At 46.1% G+C, this 19,273-nt stretch carries 14 protein-coding genes; 4 read left to right on the plus strand and 10 right to left on the minus strand.

Going from position 1 to position 19,273, the window contains the following annotated elements; translation table 11 throughout:
* Window positions 1-84: 84 nt before the first annotated feature.
* Window positions 85-2,313, plus strand: a complete 2,229-nt coding sequence (locus tag AMJAP_RS09205) for an NADP-dependent isocitrate dehydrogenase (protein WP_019622318.1) — start codon at window positions 85-87, stop codon at window positions 2,311-2,313.
* A gap of 77 nt (window positions 2,314-2,390) precedes the next feature.
* Here the strand turns inward: AMJAP_RS09205 and AMJAP_RS09210 are convergent, their stop codons facing one another.
* The 7 genes from AMJAP_RS09210 to AMJAP_RS09240 form a co-directional block, all read right to left on the minus strand.
* A complete protein-coding gene (locus AMJAP_RS09210) occupies window positions 2,391-3,680 on the minus strand; it encodes an NAD(P)/FAD-dependent oxidoreductase (protein WP_019622317.1) in 1,290 nt (429 codons plus the stop codon).
* Between the two features lie 290 nt (window positions 3,681-3,970).
* A complete protein-coding gene (locus AMJAP_RS09215; protein ID WP_019622316.1) occupies window positions 3,971-4,717 on the minus strand; it encodes a phosphate/phosphite/phosphonate ABC transporter substrate-binding protein in 747 nt (248 codons plus the stop codon).
* Window positions 4,718-4,722: 5 nt separating this feature from the next.
* Window positions 4,723-5,193 (minus strand): PAS domain-containing protein, encoded by a 471-nt coding sequence (locus tag AMJAP_RS09220; protein WP_019622315.1) that lies wholly within the window; start codon window positions 5,191-5,193, stop codon window positions 4,723-4,725.
* An 82-nt stretch (window positions 5,194-5,275) separates the two neighbouring features.
* Window positions 5,276-5,638: a roadblock/LC7 domain-containing protein gene (locus tag AMJAP_RS09225; protein WP_019622314.1), complete on the minus strand. Its 363-nt coding sequence runs from the start codon at window positions 5,636-5,638 to the stop codon at window positions 5,276-5,278.
* 58 nt (window positions 5,639-5,696) lie between these two features.
* A complete protein-coding gene (locus AMJAP_RS09230) occupies window positions 5,697-6,332 on the minus strand; it encodes a hypothetical protein (protein ID WP_019622313.1) in 636 nt (211 codons plus the stop codon).
* A 97-nt stretch (window positions 6,333-6,429) separates the two neighbouring features.
* A complete protein-coding gene (locus AMJAP_RS09235; protein WP_019622312.1) occupies window positions 6,430-7,722 on the minus strand; it encodes a hypothetical protein in 1,293 nt (430 codons plus the stop codon).
* A 38-nt stretch (window positions 7,723-7,760) separates the two neighbouring features.
* Window positions 7,761-8,213 carry a hypothetical protein gene (locus tag AMJAP_RS09240; protein WP_019622311.1) on the minus strand — a complete coding sequence of 151 codons (453 nt, stop codon included), beginning with the start codon at window positions 8,211-8,213 and terminating at the stop codon, window positions 7,761-7,763.
* 419 nt (window positions 8,214-8,632) lie between these two features.
* Here AMJAP_RS09240 and AMJAP_RS09245 point away from each other — a divergent pair, with 419 nt between their 5' ends.
* Complete coding sequence (locus AMJAP_RS09245) at window positions 8,633-8,890, plus strand: hypothetical protein (protein WP_019622310.1); 258 nt, start codon at window positions 8,633-8,635, stop codon at window positions 8,888-8,890.
* 247 nt (window positions 8,891-9,137) lie between these two features.
* Here AMJAP_RS09245 and AMJAP_RS09250 read toward each other — a convergent pair whose 3' ends face one another.
* Complete coding sequence (locus AMJAP_RS09250; RefSeq protein ID WP_019622309.1) at window positions 9,138-11,933, minus strand: bifunctional aconitate hydratase 2/2-methylisocitrate dehydratase; 2,796 nt, start codon at window positions 11,931-11,933, stop codon at window positions 9,138-9,140.
* Between the two features lie 658 nt (window positions 11,934-12,591).
* On the opposite strand from AMJAP_RS09250, the gene acnA reads away from it, so the two are divergent.
* Window positions 12,592-15,309 carry an aconitate hydratase AcnA gene (gene acnA, locus AMJAP_RS09255; RefSeq protein WP_019622308.1) on the plus strand — a complete coding sequence of 906 codons (2,718 nt, stop codon included), beginning with the start codon at window positions 12,592-12,594 and terminating at the stop codon, window positions 15,307-15,309.
* Window positions 15,310-15,695: 386 nt separating this feature from the next.
* Here acnA and AMJAP_RS09260 read toward each other — a convergent pair whose 3' ends face one another.
* Window positions 15,696-16,550 (minus strand): PA4780 family RIO1-like protein kinase, encoded by an 855-nt coding sequence (locus AMJAP_RS09260; RefSeq protein ID WP_019622307.1) that lies wholly within the window; start codon window positions 16,548-16,550, stop codon window positions 15,696-15,698.
* A 328-nt stretch (window positions 16,551-16,878) separates the two neighbouring features.
* On the opposite strand from AMJAP_RS09260, the gene AMJAP_RS09265 reads away from it, so the two are divergent.
* Window positions 16,879-17,841: a sensor domain-containing diguanylate cyclase gene (locus AMJAP_RS09265; RefSeq protein ID WP_019622306.1), complete on the plus strand. Its 963-nt coding sequence runs from the start codon at window positions 16,879-16,881 to the stop codon at window positions 17,839-17,841.
* Window positions 17,842-17,925: 84 nt separating this feature from the next.
* Here the strand turns inward: AMJAP_RS09265 and AMJAP_RS09270 are convergent, their stop codons facing one another.
* Window positions 17,926-19,101, minus strand: coding sequence for a p-hydroxyphenylacetate 3-hydroxylase oxygenase component (locus AMJAP_RS09270; RefSeq protein ID WP_026340182.1), 1,176 nt, complete (start codon window positions 19,099-19,101; stop codon window positions 17,926-17,928).
* Window positions 19,102-19,273: the final 172 nt, after the last annotated feature.

The following is a 19,273-nucleotide window of genomic DNA, read 5'->3' on the forward strand; positions in this document are numbered from 1 at the left end:
AAGGCTTACGCAAAGATGTAACGGACAGCCACAAGCTGCCCTGTTAAGCCTCTGGCTTATCTGCCAAAAATACAAGGGGATAAAATGACTACAACTAATCAAACTATTTACTGGACCCTGACCGACGAAGCTCCATCACTGGCAACATGTTCTTTTCTACCGATTGTCAGAACATTTACCGGCGCTGCAGGCATCGACGTTAAGATCAGCGACATATCTCTGGCAGGCCGTGTACTGTCTACTTTCCCCGATAATCTAACCGACGATCAAAAAGTTGAAGATGGCCTGGCCTTTCTGGGTAAGTTAACCCAGGACCCACATGCCAATATCGTTAAACTGCCGAATATCTCTGCCTCAATTCCCCAGCTAAAAGCCTGTATCGAAGAACTACAATCTCAGGGCTACGATATTCCTAATTATCCCGAGGCGCCAAAGTCTGATGAAGAAAGCCAGATCCAGGCTCGCTACTCCAAGATTCTGGGTTCTGCTGTAAACCCTGTACTGCGTGAAGGTAACTCTGATCGCCGCGCACCGGGTGCAGTAAAAGCCTTCGCTAAAAAATTCCCTCACTCTATGGGCAAGTGGAGCAAAGCATCCCGCACCCATGCAGATTACATGCGCGATGGCGACTTTTTCTCCAGTGAGCAATCTTTCACTATGGAAGAAGCTGGCGATGTACGTATTGAATTCGTAGCTCCTAACGGCGACGTTACTGTTAAGAAAGAACTGAGCCTTGAAAAAGCCGAAATTCTCGACAGCATGCGTATGAGCTGCACAGCACTGCGTGACTTCTTTGAAGAATCTCTGAACGATGCTCAGGAAACTGGCGTCATGTGGTCTTTGCACGTTAAAGCAACCATGATGAAGGTATCTCATCCAATCGTATTCGGCCACGCGGTTACAGTGTTCTACAAAGAACTCTTTGAAAAGTATGCTGACCTGTTTACAGAGTTGGAAGTTAACCCGAATAACGGTATCGGCAGCGTCTACGACAAGATTGCTACTCTGCCTCGCTCTAAGCGGGAAGAGATTGAAGAAGCGATTCACGCTTGTCACGAACACCGCCCTGAAATGGCGATGGTTGACTCCGTTAAAGGCATCACTAACCTGCACGTCCCTTCTGACGTCATCGTTGACGCATCTATGCCAGCAATGATCCGTAACGGCGGTAAGATGTGGGGACCTGATGGCCGTCCTAAAGATACGAAAGCGGTAATGCCAGAAAGAACCTACGCACGTATCTATCAGGACATGATTAATTTCTGTAAAACCAACGGTGCATTCGATCCTACTACCATTGGTACCGTACCAAACGTTGGCCTGATGGCTAAGAAAGCTGAAGAATACGGTTCACACGATAAGACATTTGAAACTGAAGATGGCGTAATGCGTGTTGTAGCAGCAGATGGCACTATTTTGACAGAACATGAAGTCGAGAAAGGCGATATCTGGCGCGCATGTCAAACTAAAGATGAGCCTGTCCGTGACTGGGTTAAGCTGGCCGTGACTCGTGCACGTCAGTCTGACACTCCTGCGATCTTCTGGCTGGATCAGGAACGTGCTCACGATCTGGAGCTGACTAAGAAGGTTAAAGAGTATCTGAAAGATCACGATACTAACGGCCTGGACATCTCCATCAAGTCTTACAGTCAGGCAATCCGTTACACTATGGACCGCCTGATTCGTGGTAACGATACTATCTCCGTAACCGGTAACGTGTTACGAGACTACCTGACTGACCTGTTCCCAATTCTTGAACTGGGCACCTCTGCTAAGATGCTGTCTGTCGTACCTATGCTTAAGGGCGGCGGTATGTACGAGACTGGCGCTGGCGGCTCTGCACCTAAGCACGTTCAACAGGTAGAAGAAGAGAACCATCTTCGCTGGGACTCTCTGGGTGAATTCCTGGCATTGGCCGTATCGCTTGAAGAACTGGGCATCAAAGAAGAAAACGGGCGCGCTTCAGTCCTGGCTAAATGCCTTGATAAAGCAACCGGAACTCTGCTTGAAAACAACCAGTCTCCATCTCGTAAAACCGGCGAACTGGATAACCGTGGCAGCCACTTCTATCTAGGTATGTACTGGGCACAGGAAGTTGCAGCTCAGACTGAAAACCCAGAGCTGGCAGCTATCTTCAGCCCACTGGCAAAAAATCTGACTGAAAACGAAGCTCAGATTGTTGGTGAGCTAAGCGCTGTACAAGGCACTCCTGCAGAGCTGGGTGGTTACTACCACGCCACTCGTGAGAGAGTTAAGAAAGTTATGCGTCCAAGTGAAACCTTGAATAACGCGTTAGCTTCGCTAAATTCTTAATACCTGAATAAGGTATAAAGCGTATAAAAAAACCGGGCATTCGCCCGGTTTTTTATTTCTACACCTTTAGATTAAAACTAGTGGAGTTTCATCTTAGGCTTCACACTACTGCTAATCTTCTGGGCAAAATATACAGCCGAAGCTTTCAGCCAACCGTGAATAGCAATCTGATGCATTCGGTATAATGAGACATACACCAACCGGGCTATTCGGCCTTCGATAAACATAGATCCTTTTGTCAGATTTCCCATCAAACTCCCTACCGTGCTGTAGCGACTTAAATTTACTAATGAGCCATGATCTTTATACAGGTACTCATGCAACGATTTGCCCCGTTCTGTCATCAGGATATTCTTATATACCAAACTAGCCATCTGATGCGCTGATTGCGCCCGCGGTGGCACCCAGCTGCCATCTGGCTGTTCGCATGCACAACAATCACCAATCACAAAGATGGAATCGTCAACTGTGCTCAACAAACTTGGCTTTACGACGATCTGTCCATTCCTGTTTGTCTCAAACAAACCAATCGTTTCTATAAAGTCAGGTGCCTTAACACCTGCGGCCCAGACCTTAAGATCCGCCTTTATCGGCTCACCATCTAAAGTAATGAAACTATCTTTATCGGCACTGGTTACCCGCACATTTTCATGAATAGTGATACCCAGGGCATTCAGCTCTTTTTTAGCCGCGGCCGCAATGCGCTGAGGCAGCGCTGGCAAAATACGGGGGCCTGCCTCAATCAGATCAATTCTGAGACGCTTAGCAGACATATCAGGCATACCATAGATCCTGAGCAGGTCTGCAACATGATTAAGCTCAGCAGCCAGCTCAACGCCTGTAGCGCCCCCACCTACAATCGCTAAACGAAGCTCCGCTTCAGCAGACTTCTGATTGATACGCAAAAACTGATTGAGCAAAGCCTGATGAAAGCGCTGAGCCTGCTGATGAGAATCGAGGAAATAACTATGTTCTGCCACTCCGGGCGTACCAAAATCGTTACTTACACTTCCAACAGCCATAACCAGCGTATCATAAGCTATCTCTCGCTCAGGCAGGACTTCATTTTCATTATCATCAAGCAACGACTGCAAACAGATTGTTTTAGTCTCATGATTCAAACCGATCATGGTGCCTAATTGAAACTGATAGTGATGGGCAGCAGAATGCGCACGATAGATAACCCCGTCGCTGTTGATATCCAGCGAGCCCGTCGCAACCTCATGCAGAAGCGGCTTCCAGATATGCTGTCGATTACGATCGATCAGAATAATTTGCGCCCGCTTCTTTTTACCTAACTTATGACCCAGTCGGGTTGCCAGCTCGAGACCTCCGGCGCCACCTCCTACGATAACAATAGTTTTCATTTTAAGTCCTCAAAAAAGTTAGGTTAGTACTCCACAAAAGCACTAACCTGATTTATCTGAAAACAGGAGAACAGCAGATGCTAACTAAACCATCTGCTAACAGTCTTGCATATAAAACATTAGGACAGATCAACAGGTACTTAAGGCGGTATCGTTATTTCAAATACGGACAGCAATTATACATAAAAGAAGGCCCCTGAAAGCGCCGCTCTTATAATCGTCAGGGCGCAGCGGGAAAAGTAAGGAGGTGCATGTTGTTTGAATAAAAAAAGCCCCTTACGGGGCTTTTTTTAGTCAATAAGTGTATCTATCAGATCGATCATAAACTCCGTTTGTTCAGAGTCCATCGGCTCCCAGTTGCTGACATCCATACTCTCCAGCACACTTTTACCTTTATCGTTATCCTGCATTGTCAGTAAAGCTTGTTGTATAGCAGGAATATACTCCGCCATACGCGGACCAACCAACAAGGAGTGATGCACAACGCTAATCTGACTACTAACTAGAACTCGCATTTTTGAGCGAATCAGATCAGACATCTCATCATACGCTTCCTTTAAAAAGAACCCCGCATCTGCGCCACCATTGAGTAAATTTTTGGCGACTACGATATAGCTGCTTTGCTCTTTTATCTCGGTATTGGTTTTATCCAGATCAGCAGACTCCAACATAATCATACCCATGGTATGAACATCAGGATCATCTGTCGTAGCAATCCGCGCACCTGCTTTAAGGTCTTCTACAGATTGATAATCAGATTCAACATTAACCGCAATCACTGTTTCATCAGACTTACTGGCAGGTCTTGCTACCGCCTGGAACCCCAACTCACGCACCAACATAGAAGCGTCATATGGATTTGCATAGATAAGATCAAATTTTTCAGCGCGAATATCAGTACGTTGCGCATCAAAGCTATCATAGAGCTCCAGATGAATACCGGTTTCCAGCTGACGCTGAAGCCAGGTATTAAAAAAATACCACCCGGAGATATGGTCAGGCGCGAAATCAGGGCTGACCGTCAAGTTGAACGTCATAGGTCTCACTCCTCAGCCAACAAAGTTTTATAAAGCGCTTCACTCTCTTCTATCTTGCTACGTGAAGGCTTACGCCGGACTGAGGTATAGCCCATCAGCTCTCCATTACGAATATTGGGGATTACTGTAGCCTTTACCCAGTAATAAGCGCCATCTTTACGTAGGTTTTTAACATAACCATGCCATTTCGTCCCCTCTCCAATCGTATCCCAAAGCCCTTTAAAAGCGACTGCTGGCATATCAGGGTGACGTAAAATGTAATGGTTAACACCGATCAACTCATCTTCACTGTAACCAGACATGTCAATAAATGCCTGATTTGCGTGGGTTATAATTCCCTTTGGATCTGTCCGCGATACAATCAGCTTACCATCAGGGTATGGAACTTCCCTGTTGACGATCGTGGCTGTACGCACAGTTCCATCAAAATACGCTATTTCAACACTACGGGTTTCACTTGTGTCTTGATCAGACATACTTCAAGCCTTCTTCGTTCGGGCACATTTTATTGCACAGCCAATGACGGCTTCTACAATATATGGGAACCTATGTTAACGATTAAAGGATCTTACCGATCGCCTCTGCCGCACGCTTAACATCCAGAAATATCAAACCCAGACGAGCATTTGGTTTAGCAACAACAGTCAGTACAGAGTCCTGGTTTGCATGGGTCATCAGGATATATCCCTCATCACCTTTAACCAGTACTTGCTCAAGCTCTCCACGGGCCAGCTCTTTAGCTGTTCGCTCGCCAAGAGAAAGCATAGCAGCACTCATCGCACCGACACGGTCTTCATCCATACTAGATGGCAACAACGCCGCAATCATCAGACCATCTGTAGAGATAACTGCAGAGGCTTCGATATCAGCTGATGTACCGTTGAGATCACTCAAAATTGAGGTAAGCATCTCAGAACGCATAGAACACTCCTTCAGTAATGTCTCCCTTTATGGGAGCAAAAAACAATTAGTTAATTTATTAATAATCGAGATAACGACGCGCCAAACAACTCAGCAATTCTGCAAATGCCTGCTGATTAAGTTTTGGCATATCTGAGATCACCAGACTAAAACGCTGATGACCAATGTGAACAACCCAGAACCCCACCTGACTCTGCCCTGCTGCATTCATAATGCCCCAGGAATCTCCCGCCAGTTCCAGATCGTTACTGATAACCTTTTTATGACGCTCCTGGAGCGAGATAAGGTCTGCGGCCAAAGCGGCCAGAGTTTCAGCATGCTCTGAGGGGTAACCTGTCGATGAAAGGCAAAAACCCTGATCATCTGCAAGTAACGCTTTTCCACTGTCAGATAACTGCATTAACAGATCAGGCAAAGCATCTTCAAGAGGCCCTCGTTTAATCTCAGGAGGCGTTTCTGATAACGACACAAACCCCCTGTCTAGCAACTGTTGAAACAACCCCATAGCCTGTACTTCTTCAAGATCTGCAAGCTCAGCAATCAATTCGAGAGAATACAGTAGCTCGAAATCAGTCGACAACAACTGCAATAGCATCGCTCTCGCGTCATCAGGGGCCGAATTCAGGGTTGCAAAAAAAGCACCGCTAGGGGTTATTGCGATATAACGAATGGAGTCCTGATTGAAATCTCCCACCTATTACTCTCCGGATACTTTTAGTCATTATTTCATAGCCCTTATAATCCACATCACTGTGCGGAACTCTTCTCAGGGCTACCCTATTTCATCGAACTTATTTGAATGCACCAACAGCATTTGCTGCGGTCATAAACGAAAACACATAACGTTGATTAATCTTAAGCACTTTAACCACTTCTAAAACCGATAAACTATGACGTCCCCATAAACTGGCAATAGTCGTTGCATGGGGAATTGCCAGTAAGTCATCAAAATCAAGCTTCTTCGATAAGCGATATGGTTTTTCAGGATCAATACTACGATTCAACCGACCCTTAGATGTCCAGAGTGCTAATTTCCATATCAGCTCATCACTATTAATAACGACCACCTTGGTGCCCGATATACTCGGACGATCAACATCGAGGTCAGGACGCACTTTAAGTGTCAACTCCTGATAACCAAAGCGCGTCAGCGCCAAAGGCACGAGTAACTCTTCACTAAAATCGAATAAAAACTTTTTATGCTCAGGCAGGTAAGCCAAAGTCCCCGGCAACCCTGTTATCTCAACAGGTATTCCCTGAGTTTCACCTTCGTCTATCACTTCAAGGAGAATAGCCAGCAAGGTTGAGTCATCTTTAAAAAAGACCCGGCGGCGCTGGTCTGGCTCATGCATATTGACATCAGGGGCATTACCACAGCACTCATACACCATTTGATAGGAAAGCTTAGCCTTCACTTCTTCAGGTTTTTTCTGAGGTTTTTTCTGCTGCTGCGGAGTAGCTGCTTTTGCCTTAGGGCGCGCAGCGGTAACACTCTTAGTTTCAGTCGCCTTGTTCACAGAACCCAGCGGTGAAGCCGTAGGTTCTGGCGTTGCCGAAGCTGGTTGAGAATCACTTAGCTGGAAGCGGCTACGCACGTGCTGAGAAACATCATCCCGCTCCGCTGTAAGGTCGTTGTAATCAGACATCGCCTGGCGGCCAGCAGCAACTCGCTTTTGATATTCCTGAAACGCCTTCTCCCCTTCATTAGTCACACTTGGAGAGCTTGCCTGTTCGTTTTTAACCGGTACAAAATTTTCCGCTGCCTGTTTAATGGCTTTAATCAGGCGCTTGCCTTCCAATGGTTTGCTCAATGTTTCAAAACCATCAAACTTACGCTCGGTCGAGGTTACAGCAATGATTGGACGACTATTTTGATAAGTCTCAATGACCGGCTTAACGGCAGGATGTTCCATGTCAATTATCAATACTTCAGCCTGCTCAGTCGGCACCATACGGTACTCCTCCTGATGCTGCATAAAGAACAGATCAATCGCTGATTTGGATTGCAACTCAAAGCCAACCACACCCAGCTTGATAACTTTGCTTGCTGCACGCTTGTTTAGTTTGATATGAGATACTCCCACAACTAGTCCCGCCCTGTTTAGTCAGTTTCAATAATCAATCAATGCAGTGAAAAACGACCGTTAATGACAACAGACTTCTGCGGACTCAATGATAACAATCTGGTGTTATCACCCTCTTCTATGACTAACTTAAACAGTTCCAGATCATCAGGATTAAGTAGTGGAGCCCCCTGATCTAACAAACGCTGCTTCAACGCCAGCCCCCGCTCTTCCAGGATGAGAAAAAGATCCATTAGCGCGCCCGTTAACTCAACGCCATCCTGACAAAGAACAGATAAGTAGACCCGTTGAACATGGCTGCGCAGGTTATTCGGAGCAGACGCGACTAAGCGATTATAGTGATGAAGTAATACTGACTTGTGCGGCCCGTCGTAGATCAGCCCTTTACCTTCTAACGCAGTAAAAAGAGTCTCAATATTAAGGGCATTTAGCCCCTCAAGCTCTGCATTGAGTTCCCAACCGGAAACTGCTGCCCAAATAGGTGAATTCACAAGTCCGCCCTCTACTACTTTAATGTCATCTCATCCGTCAGCGATATATATAAATGGCCGACATCTTATAATCAGGAACTAAAGATAATATATAAACATGCGTTTGAGTAATCCAAACTACACATTTTAGGTAATGAAAACGCATCATACCTATTTTGTTACACCTTGCACTTCAATAGAGGTATAACTTTGATCTGCATCATGTAGGCAAAGTTATACAAACGTATGAATAAAGACTAATAATCCGCACTATTACCACCCTGTCCAGACAGAAAGCACTTGCGATCAAAACGCCCAATACCACACCCAATGATGCGATTGGTTGCATTGATCAATGTGCGTTCTCATATCATCCCTGATACTCAATACGGTCCGTATCACCTGGAGCTCTCCCCCCTTAGCGGAGACCTTCATCGGAGATGAGGTCCGATCATTCAACTCTGCTGGATATAGGCTTTTGGAGCGCTGATCTGTTGTATATATTTTCACAACAGGATAAACAGCGTTACTTGCTGTTGCCGAAACAAAAAAATCGAGTTAAAGAAAAGATTAAACACCATGAACAACATGATCGATTAGTCCGAATCAAGGCCTCTCAACAGGCGCGTAAGAAGAGTTCTGATCTACTTGAATACTGGGGCAGTTATAAGAAAAAACGGGGGTTAGAAGCGTTCTAACATCACTTGATGAAGAGACATACAATATATTGCTGTACAGCTAAGAGTAATGACTGGTAGCAACACAGATCAAGCACAAGGCGGTGGTTCCAGAAGTATTCATGCTACGGCAGGTTCGGCTAAAAGCCGCGGTTTACGATGATTTAAATCACTTACTTCAGAATTAAAAGCTCAGAATGAAAAACTAACCCGTAAACAAAAAAAGCCCTGAATAATCAGGGCTTTTTGTTAGTCACGTTATCAGTAATTAGATACGTGCAGCTGGGATAGCTGTAGACGCTACACTCAAGTCTTCACTAGGTGGAGCAAAAGTAGTCAGGTCAATGCCCTCAACCGCTTCTTTGTACTCTTCCAGAGTCGGGAACCGACCCAGGACACAAGATAGAACTACCATTGGGGTAGAGCCCAGCAAAGACTCACCTTTCTTCTCTGCAGTATCTTCCACAACACGGCCCTGGAACAGACGAGTAGAAGTAGCCAGCACGGTATCACCCGCTTCAGCTTTTTCCTGGTTACCCATACACAGGTTACATCCAGGACGCTCAAGGTACAGAATGTTTTCGTACTTGGTACGCGCTGCTTCTTTTGGATTCTCGTCAGAGAATTCAAAGCCAGCGAATTTCTCCAGCAGTTCCCAATCGCCTTCTGCTTTCAACTCGTCAACGATGTTGTAAGTCGGTGGCGCAACAACCAGTGGTGCTTTAAAGGTGATAGGACCTTTCTTCTCAAGGTTACGCAGCATCGCAGCGATGATCTGCATATCGCCCTTGTGAACCATACAAGAACCAACGAAGCCCAGATCTACCTTACGGCCATCGTAGTATGAAGCAGGACGGATCACATCGTGGGTGTAACGCTTAGAGACGTCTTCGTTGTTTACATCTGGGTCAGCAATCATTGGCTCTTCGATTACGTCCAGATCAACAACAAGCTCAGCATAGTACTTAGCGTTGTCGTCCGGAGCCAGAGCAGGCGCTTCGCCTGATTTCACTTCAGCGATACGCTTGTCAGCCAGATCGATCAGACCTTGCAGCATACCCGCTTCGTTTTCCATACCTTTGTTGATCATGATCTGGATACGGGACTTAGCCAGTTCCAGAGACTGAATCAGCGTGTCGTCAGTAGAAATACAGATAGAAGCTTTCGCCTTCATCTCTGCAGTCCAGTCAGTGAAGGTAAAGGCCTGGTCAGCCAGTAGAGTACCGATCTGTACTTCTATTACACGACCCTGGAATACGTTTTCACCACCGAACTTCTTCAGCATTTGTGCTTGAGTCGCGTGAACGATGTCACGGAAATCCATGTGAGGCTTCATAGAACCTTTAAAGGTTACCTTCACAGACTCTGGGATTGGCATTGCAGACTCACCAGTCGCCAGTGCGATCGCAACGGTACCTGAGTCAGCACCGAACGCGACACCTTTAGACATACGGGTGTGAGAGTCACCACCGATGATGATTGCGCGGTCGTCAACTGTGATGTCATTCAGTACTTTGTGAATAACGTCAGTCATTGAGTGGTAAACATGTTTCGGGTCACGTGCTGTGATTGCGCCGAACGCGTTCATGAACGCCATCAGCTTAGGCGTGTTTGCCTTAGCTTTGTTATCCCATACAGATGCTGTGTGACAACCAGATTGGAAAGCACCATCAACGCTTGTAGAGATAGTAGAAGCAGCCATGGCTTCCAGTTCCTGACAGGTCATAGGACCCGTAGTATCCTGAGAGCCTACGATATTCACTTTAACGCGAACATCAGAACCCGTGTGCAGAGGAGTCTTAGAAGTAACACCCACTGCATTGCGGTTGAAGATCTTCTCAACAGCAGTCAGGCCCTGACCTTCATGAGAAATCTCTTTGGATTGTGCGTATACAGCCGGAGCTTCAACGCCCAGAGTTTCAGCTGCGAACGTTTGCAGCTTCTTACCGAAGGTTACCGCGTAAGAACCGCCAGCTTTCATGAATTCCACTTTTTGTGGCGTGAAAGCATCCGCTATATCAACCAGTTCCTGGTCACCGTTGTACAGTTTCTTAGCTTTAGTATCGATGGTCAGAACGGTACCCGTAGCAACTGAGTATGCTTCTTCCAGTACTGGGTCGCCGTTTGCGTCACGAACAACTTCGCCGTTTGCGTCAGTTTTCTTAACCCAGTTTTTCAGGTCCAGACCGATACCGCCGGTCACACCAACAGTCGTCAGGAAGATAGGAGCGATACCATTAGTACCTGCAACAACCGGGTTGTTGTTGATGAACGGGATGTATGGAGACGTTTTTTCACCAGCCCACAGTGCAACGTTGTTAACACCAGACATACGGGAAGAGCCTACACCCATGGTGCCTTTTTCAGCGATCAGCATCACTTTAGCATCAGGGTTTTGCTTGCCCATCTCAGCGATTTCCTGCTGAGCCTCTGGCGAGATCATGCACTTGCCGTGCAATTCACGGTCAGCACGCGAGTGAGATTGATTACCCGGAGACAATAAGTCAGTCGAGATATCACCCTCACCTGCAATGTAGGTAATAACTTTGATGGTCTCTGGAATGTCAGAGAGCTTGGTGAAGAATTCAGCTTTTGAGTAGCTTTCCAGGATGTCTTTAGCAATGGCATTGCCCGCTTTGAAAGCGTCAGCCAGACGAGCGCTGTCTGCGTCGTACAAGAATACCTGAGACTTCAGAACTTCAGCCGCAGCAGCCGCCTGAGCATCGTCAGACAGTGCGATATCCAGCAGTGCTTCAACAGAAGGACCGCCTTTCATGTGAGATAGTTGCTCAAGAGCAAACTCAGCAGAAATCTCTGCAACAGTTTCTTTACCCAGAGCGATGTCTTTTAGGAAAGTCGCTTTAACGCCAGCCGCTGGAGTAGTACCGGGTAGAATGTTGTAGATGAAGAAGTTCAAAGATGCTTCGCGATGCTCATTACCAACGTCTTTAATCTGGGCAATGATTTCAGAAAGTAGCTCAGCGCTATCAATCGGTTTTGGATTCAGGCCAAGGTCCTTTTTACGAACCTCTATTTCTTCTAGGTAGTCAGAATAATAACTCATAGCGTAAAGCGTCTCGTCTCAATTAATTCTAATTATGAATCTGTAACAGATTATAAGGAAAAAGTTACTAACAGCTCAATGAAAACAATTTAAATGAAGCTGATAGTCGGTATAAATAAAATAAATAGTAGCAAAATCAACGCGTTTCAGATGGTATACATTGGTTGTAGGCAGGCATCTTTTTATAAATAAGGATGCCTCACTCTCTTGTTGATAATAATAATCATTTAGGAAGAAAGCTTGATTTCAAGGGCCGGCCAGGGTGAGTCAATCGTTTTTTATTACACTGTTGATTAAATAAGGTACAAATATATTCATTACGCCTCTGTAAATCTGAGGCGCATAAGACTTGTTAGCATGCTCTCTGACCCGATACCGCTTCAAAACTAATCAAAAAAGTCCATATGCACTAGCAAATAGTCGTAGATTGTATGAAATTCAAGCGAAAACATTTCAAGATCACTTGATTTAAGACTCTTATCAGCTAATATTGTCGACAATCTTAAGAAAGTAATGATTTTTGTTACTGCTAATAGCGGTTCGTTTGACGGCTGAACATATGACTCATAAGGAGATCGAGCAGCTCCAATAATGACTGGAGACTCGTGCGAATAAAGGTTTTAGGTTCAGAAACGCCCCATCTGCGTGAGGTATAAAAATGACAAGTCCTATCGATTTTGATCCATCCCGTTCCATTAAAACAATTCCCGGAACAACACACAGCTACCATAGCCTTCCAGATACCGCTGAACACTTTGGTATAAAGCTTGATGAACTCCCTTTTTCGCTTCGCCCTATCCTGGAAGGCATCGCTCGAAATGTTGGCCAGAACGGCGTAACCGCTGAACAGGTTCAGGCTCTTGGAGGCTGGACTGAACATCAGGGCACAAAGCCGATAGAAATCCCTTTCACGGCAGGTCGCGTCATTATGCACGATCTGAGTGGCACACCAGCCATCGTGGATTTTGCAGCTATGCGTTCAGCGGTTCAGCGCATGGGCATGGACCCCACAATTATTGAGCCTTTGGTACGTGCAGACCTTGTTATCGATCACACGGTTACAATGGACAATACAGGTAGCCCCGCTTCGCTGAGAATCAATGGTGAATTAGAAGCTGACAGGAATATAGAGCGTTATGCGTTCTTGAAATGGGGCGCACAGGCGTTTGATACCATTAGGATTATTCCACCACAAACCGGCATTGTTCATCAGGTTAACCTTGAGTATTTGGCACAAGGCTATCTCAATATTAAAGGGCTGATGGTCCCGGACACCCTCATTGGTATGGATAGCCATACACCAATGGCTAACGCTTTAGGTATTGTGGGCTGGGGCGTTGGCGGCATTGAAGCCGGAGCCTCTATGCTTGGCCAACCCATGCAAATGCTGGCACCAGAAGTGGTGGGGGTTGAACTCACAGGCGCGTTAAGAGAAGGCGTCACCGCAACCGACCTGGTGCTAACGATTACTGAAATGCTGAGAAAATACCCAGCGGGTGTTGTTGGTAAGTTCGTTGAATATATCGGTGAGGGCTGTGCCAGCCTTTCTCTGCCTGACCGTGCAACCATCGCCAATATGTCGCCGGAATATGGCGCAACTATGGGCTTTTTCCCGTTTGACGAAGTCTCTGCCGATTATATGAAAGCAACCGGCAGGGATGGTGATCTGCCACTGGCTTTTTATCGAGCGCAAAACATGGCCTGGAAGCCGGGCCAGGCTCTTCCACGCTATACTGATCTTCTTCAGCTTGATCTATCCACTGTTGAAACGTCTGTGGCTGGCCCTAAAAGGCCTCAGGACAGGCTGCCGCTGGCTGAGCTAGGCAACGTTTTCAGAAAAGCGTCGACTGAAGGAGAACGCAAGCCTGAAGTTGTTAACGTAACGCCAATGAGAGCAGACGAAGCAGGCATTTTCGCAGCGTTACCTGAAAGGGAGTTAAAAGACGGCGATATCGTGATTGCGGCGATTACGGCCTGCACCAATACATCTAACCCTGGCTTATTGATTGCGGCTGGCCTGCTTGCCAAGAAAGCCAATGAGCTTGGGATGAAAGTACCTGATGGCGTTAAAACATCTTTGGCACCGGGGTCACCGGTTGCCACCGACTTTTTAACCAAGGCTGGACTACAGCAACATTTGGATGCGCTGGGCTTTAATACCGCTGGTTACGGTTGTACTACTTGCGTGGGTAATTCTGGCCCTCTGGCACCAAGCATCGAGGCAGCGTTGCAAAACCACGATATTATCGCTGCGTCAGTTTTATCCGGTAACCGAAATTTTGAAGGCCGCGTCCATCCGGATGTTGATACCAACTTCCTGATGTCACCACCGCTGGTCGTTGCTATGGCGATGGCGGGTAACGTCAATATCGATGTTACCACTCAACCCATTAGTCAGGACGCCAAAGGAAACGATGTTTTCCTTAAGGATATCTGGCCAAGCAACGCTGAAATCAGTCAGACCATGCTTGAGTGCATGGATCCGAAAGCCTTCAGAGAAACCTATGAAAACTCGCTCGATGGCCCTGATACCTGGCAGAACCTGGAATCCCCTACTGGCCCTGTTTATGACTGGGATCCAGATTCGACCTACATCCAGGAAATCTCTTTCTTCGACGGTTTCTCACTGGAAATACCACAGGACGCGTTAAACAATATCTCAGCGGCACGCATGCTGGTGATGTGTGATGACAACACAACAACCGACCATATTTCACCGGTAAGCCGTATACGCCCAGACTCTCCTCCAGGTGAATACCTGAGCTCACAAGGTGTTGCCGATACCGATATGACATCGCTTGGGTCACGCCGTGGTAACCACCATGTAATGCTGCGCAGTATTTTCGGCAATGGTAAAGCCAGAAACCTGTTGCTGCCTGGCACCACTGGCGCGGTAACAAACTATTACCCATCTGAAGGCGCTCCAGCGCAAATGTCTATTTACGACGCAGCTGAGCGTTACCGTGAAGAAGGCACTTCCACTGTGGTATTTGGCGGCAAACTTTATGGAACTGGCTCGTCACGAGACTGGGCCGCAAAAGGCCCTGCTCTACTGGGTGTCCGAGCGATTATCGCTGAGAGTTTTGAGCGTATCCACAAATCTAATCTGGTGGGCATGGGTGTTTTACCCCTGCAACTACCAGAAGGTGTGACACGCGCTTCTCTTAATCTGGATGGCACAGAATCCTTCGATCTGAATGGTATTGATACCCTAGAGCCTCGTGGCGTTGTGGACCTGACCATTAACAGAGCGGATGGCTCATCACAGCAGCTGAAGCTGACTTCACGTGTCGATACTTCTTCAGAGCTGGATCAAATACGTCATAAAGGCATCTTACCGATGGTGTTACGAGATATTATCGCCTCGAATACTTAACAAAACAGGTAATAATGATGGCCGGGCACAACCGGTCTGAGAAACAGGGCAGCGATTATCAGATCTCAGATCAGGCATCGTAGCCCTGTTTTTTTATATATGCGTCCGAGGCGGACTACAGCCCGGACAGTAAAAATATCAAAGACCCGCTATCCAGTGGATCACTAAGCTACTTCCCAGGTGTTTAGCTACGTAAAGGCTGCTGAACTTCTGGGGCACTATGCTGAACGTTGATAAGATCGATTATTACATCGGCAAAATATCTTACTGTTATCGCAACTGCGTAAACTTTAGATAGTGACAAAAAAACCGCCAACAGGCGGTTTTTTTATTTGCTTAAATTAGTTGATACAAAAGCGCCATCAACACTTCTAAGCGCTAGTATTTTAAGCCTCTTCTGCGTCCTTTAATCGCTCCTGACGCTCCCTCTCCTCCTGCATCACCGCTTTGATCTCATCCAGCACGGTATCTACGTCAGCACTCTCGGCATCACCATCATAGAGCCCGGTCAATTCAGTTTCAGGCTTTAACTCACCCTCTTCGTACATTGACCACATCTCTTCACCGTAGCGAGACAAACTTAACTGCGGTGAAAACTGCGAATAGTAACGGGTCATATTATTGACATCACGTAACAACATCGACCGCGCACTGTTATTGGCTGAGGCATCAACTGCCTGAGGCAGATCGATAATAACCGGCCCATACTCATCAAGCAGTACGTTAAATTCGGAAAGATCGCCATGAACAATACCTTCACAAAGCATCAGCTTCACGTAATGCATCATCACCGTATGATCTTCAATCGCCTGCTCTTCTGTTAACAGCACATCACCTAAACGAGGCGCAACATCACCTTCATCGTCTATAACGAGCTCCATCAACAAGACACCATCGATACAACCGAAAGTCTCTGGTACTCGCACCCCTGCACGATGTAGCCTGGCCAACGCATCCACTTCAGCGTTCTGCCAGATCTCTTCCTGTTGCTTACGACCATAGGCGGAGTTCTTTTCCATAGCCCGGGCCCGGCGACCACTACGCACTTTACGGCCTTCCTGATACTGCGCTGCATTTTTAAAACTACGCTTTACAGCATCCTTATAAACTTTAGCGCAACGAATATGACCAGAACAATTAACGATGTAGATATCAGCTTCTTTGCCGCTCATGAGACGGCTAATGACTTCATCAATCAAACCTTCATCAATTAGCCCATGGAGAGATTTTGGTGCTTTCATGCAAACCTATTTGATAGAGATAAGAGAAAAGCCTGTTACGGCAGTTACAAATCCAGATAATACTAGCACTTTTGAACCGTAAAAAGTCTTTGTCTTCCTCGATAAGATATTCAACTACAGCCAAATTACGCAATAATGATGTGGATCAGTTCTATTACCCTGACAACCCCTATGATGAAATCTCCAGCAAGAGATGAGGTCGAGCAGTCTCTACAACTAATTCATAAACTCTAAATGGTTACCTAGAGATTCTTTTAACCCACTTCTATGCAATACTGTATAAACAATAATACTTCGATATCTCCTTAATTTTTATAAGGAATTTCTTGTGAAGAAACCCGATAAACCTATCGACGAAGTCAGTAGAATCAATACCCTTCGCTCACTTCAGATTCTTGACACTCCTACAGAAGAGCGCTTTGACCGCTTAACGCGGCTGGCCGCCAGGATGTTTGATGTCCCGATCGCCTTAGTCAGCCTTGTGGACGAACAAAGACAATGGTTTAAATCTGCCACCGGCCTGGACGCCACAGAAACCCATAGAGATATCTCTTTTTGTGGCCACGCCATTCTGGAAGACGAAGTATTAAATATTCCCGACGCCACCCAGGATAAACGCTTTTCAGACAACCCTCTGGTCACTCAGGACCCTCGCATAAGACTCTATGTCGGCTGCCCTCTCAAGGCCCTTAATGGCGCCAAAATGGGAACCCTCTGCCTAATAGATCAAAGACCCAGAACCTTAAGCGAAGAAGATTTGCAGGCCCTTAAAGATCTCGCTCATATGGCAGAACAAGAACTCGCTGCCTCTCAACTTGCAACATTAGACGACCTCACGATGATATCTAATCGTCGAGGCTTCACTCTACTGGCCGAGAAAGCACTACAAATGTCCGCCAGAAACGGCTTACCTGCGTCACTGATTGCGATCGACCTGAACAAGTTTAAACAGATCAATGATCATTTTGGCCACGCCGAGGGCGATAAAACACTCATCGCTTTCACCGACATACTGAAGAATACTTTCCGTGAATCAGATCTGTTTGCTCGAATGGGAGGTGACGAGTTTTCAGTTCTTCTGACAAATACAACAGAGGAGCAAGCCCAAAATTCACTGTTACGCTTACGCTATCAGGTGAACGACTTTAATGAGACATCCAGTCTTAAATACCAACTGGAATTTAGCGCCGGCATCCTTCCTGTTGATTTCAGCAAAGAATATGATCTTAGCCGTTTACTAGAAAAATCAGATCTACTTATGTACAAAGATAAAATGACAGATCAACATTAACTTATCGCCTCAAGAGATTGATTACAAAATAATTTTTAACAAAAAAACCCGCGATAGTCGCGGGTTTTTTTATGCCTTACAAGTTTAAACCATGGTTGGATCCGGATCCATACCCATGATAGAACGACCCAAAACTTGCTTACAAACATCGTAGTCAGTGTATGCATGTGCAGCAGTCATGTTCACATCACGCCATAGACGCTGGATCTCATTATCATGGATCCAGGTAGAGCCACCGGATACTTCAAACAAACGGTTCACAGCTTCAACACACATCTTGATCGCGTATGCCTGGTTAGTACGCCAGAAAGCCAACTCTGCATCCGTAGGGTAACGTTTCTGCTCACCAAACTCTTTATGCTCGTCCCAGGTTTTTTCCATGAATGCACGTGCAGCCATTACCTGATGAGTTGATTCAGCCAGACGCATCAGTGGTGGAATCTCTTTACCAGATGCCGCCATTGTGTAGGCACGAGTACGATTTTGAGTCAGCTCTTTAAATACTGTTAGCATACGCTCAGCAATACCCAGCGCCATCGAAGCGAAACCACATGCAAAATAAGGACGGTATGGGGTGTAGTAAATTTTGCTGTCTGGATACAGACCGAAACCAGCAGACTCACCAGTCATCATCGCTTTAGCTTTCTCAATACGATGCTCAGGGATGAATGTGTTCTCTTTAACCTTCAGGGTCTTCGTTCCTGATGGCTTCATACCTGCAGAATACCAGTCATCGATGATTTCATAATCATCTTTATAGATAACGCCGAAGCTGTAGTCTTTTACACCCGTTTCTTTGTTATCACGCAGGAAACCAAGAATTGCCCACTCAGCATGATCGCAACCAGAGCTCCAGCGCATGTCACCATTGAAAATAACGCCACCTTCAGCTTCTTCTGCTTTACCAAAAGGTGCAATCGAGGAACTAGCCGTTGCATCACGATCTTCACCCCAGAACTCTTCCTGGGCCTCTTTAGAGAACATAGCCATCTGATGACTGTGTGTAATCAGAAGACTGAAAGCCCATGCTGTACCACCACAAGCACCGGCCAGTGCAGCAACACAATCAGTAACTTCAGGCAGAGACAGCTCAAGACCGCCATAAGCCTTAGGCTGAAGTGCACGATGCAGGTTAATTGACTTCAGAAGACGAATATTTTCGTCAGGTACTTTACGTTCCTGTTCAGCCTGTACAGCATTTGCAGCGATTGCAGGTAGAATTTTTTTCAATTCAACTAACATTGGATTTGTTCTTTCCATCGTTCAGCACCTTATTTGTATTATTCTGTTGTGACAACACAGCGTGTTCAATAGTCATTTGCTGAACATGCTGCCTTAATGATGAACTCATTATTGTTCACAAGTTAACTAAATTAAAGGGATGTTTCACAGGGTCGCTTGTACTTTTGATAGTTAACATATGAACTATAAT

The organism is Amphritea japonica ATCC BAA-1530, assembly GCF_016592435.1.
Taxonomy (GTDB): domain Bacteria; phylum Pseudomonadota; class Gammaproteobacteria; order Pseudomonadales; family Balneatricaceae; genus Amphritea; species Amphritea japonica.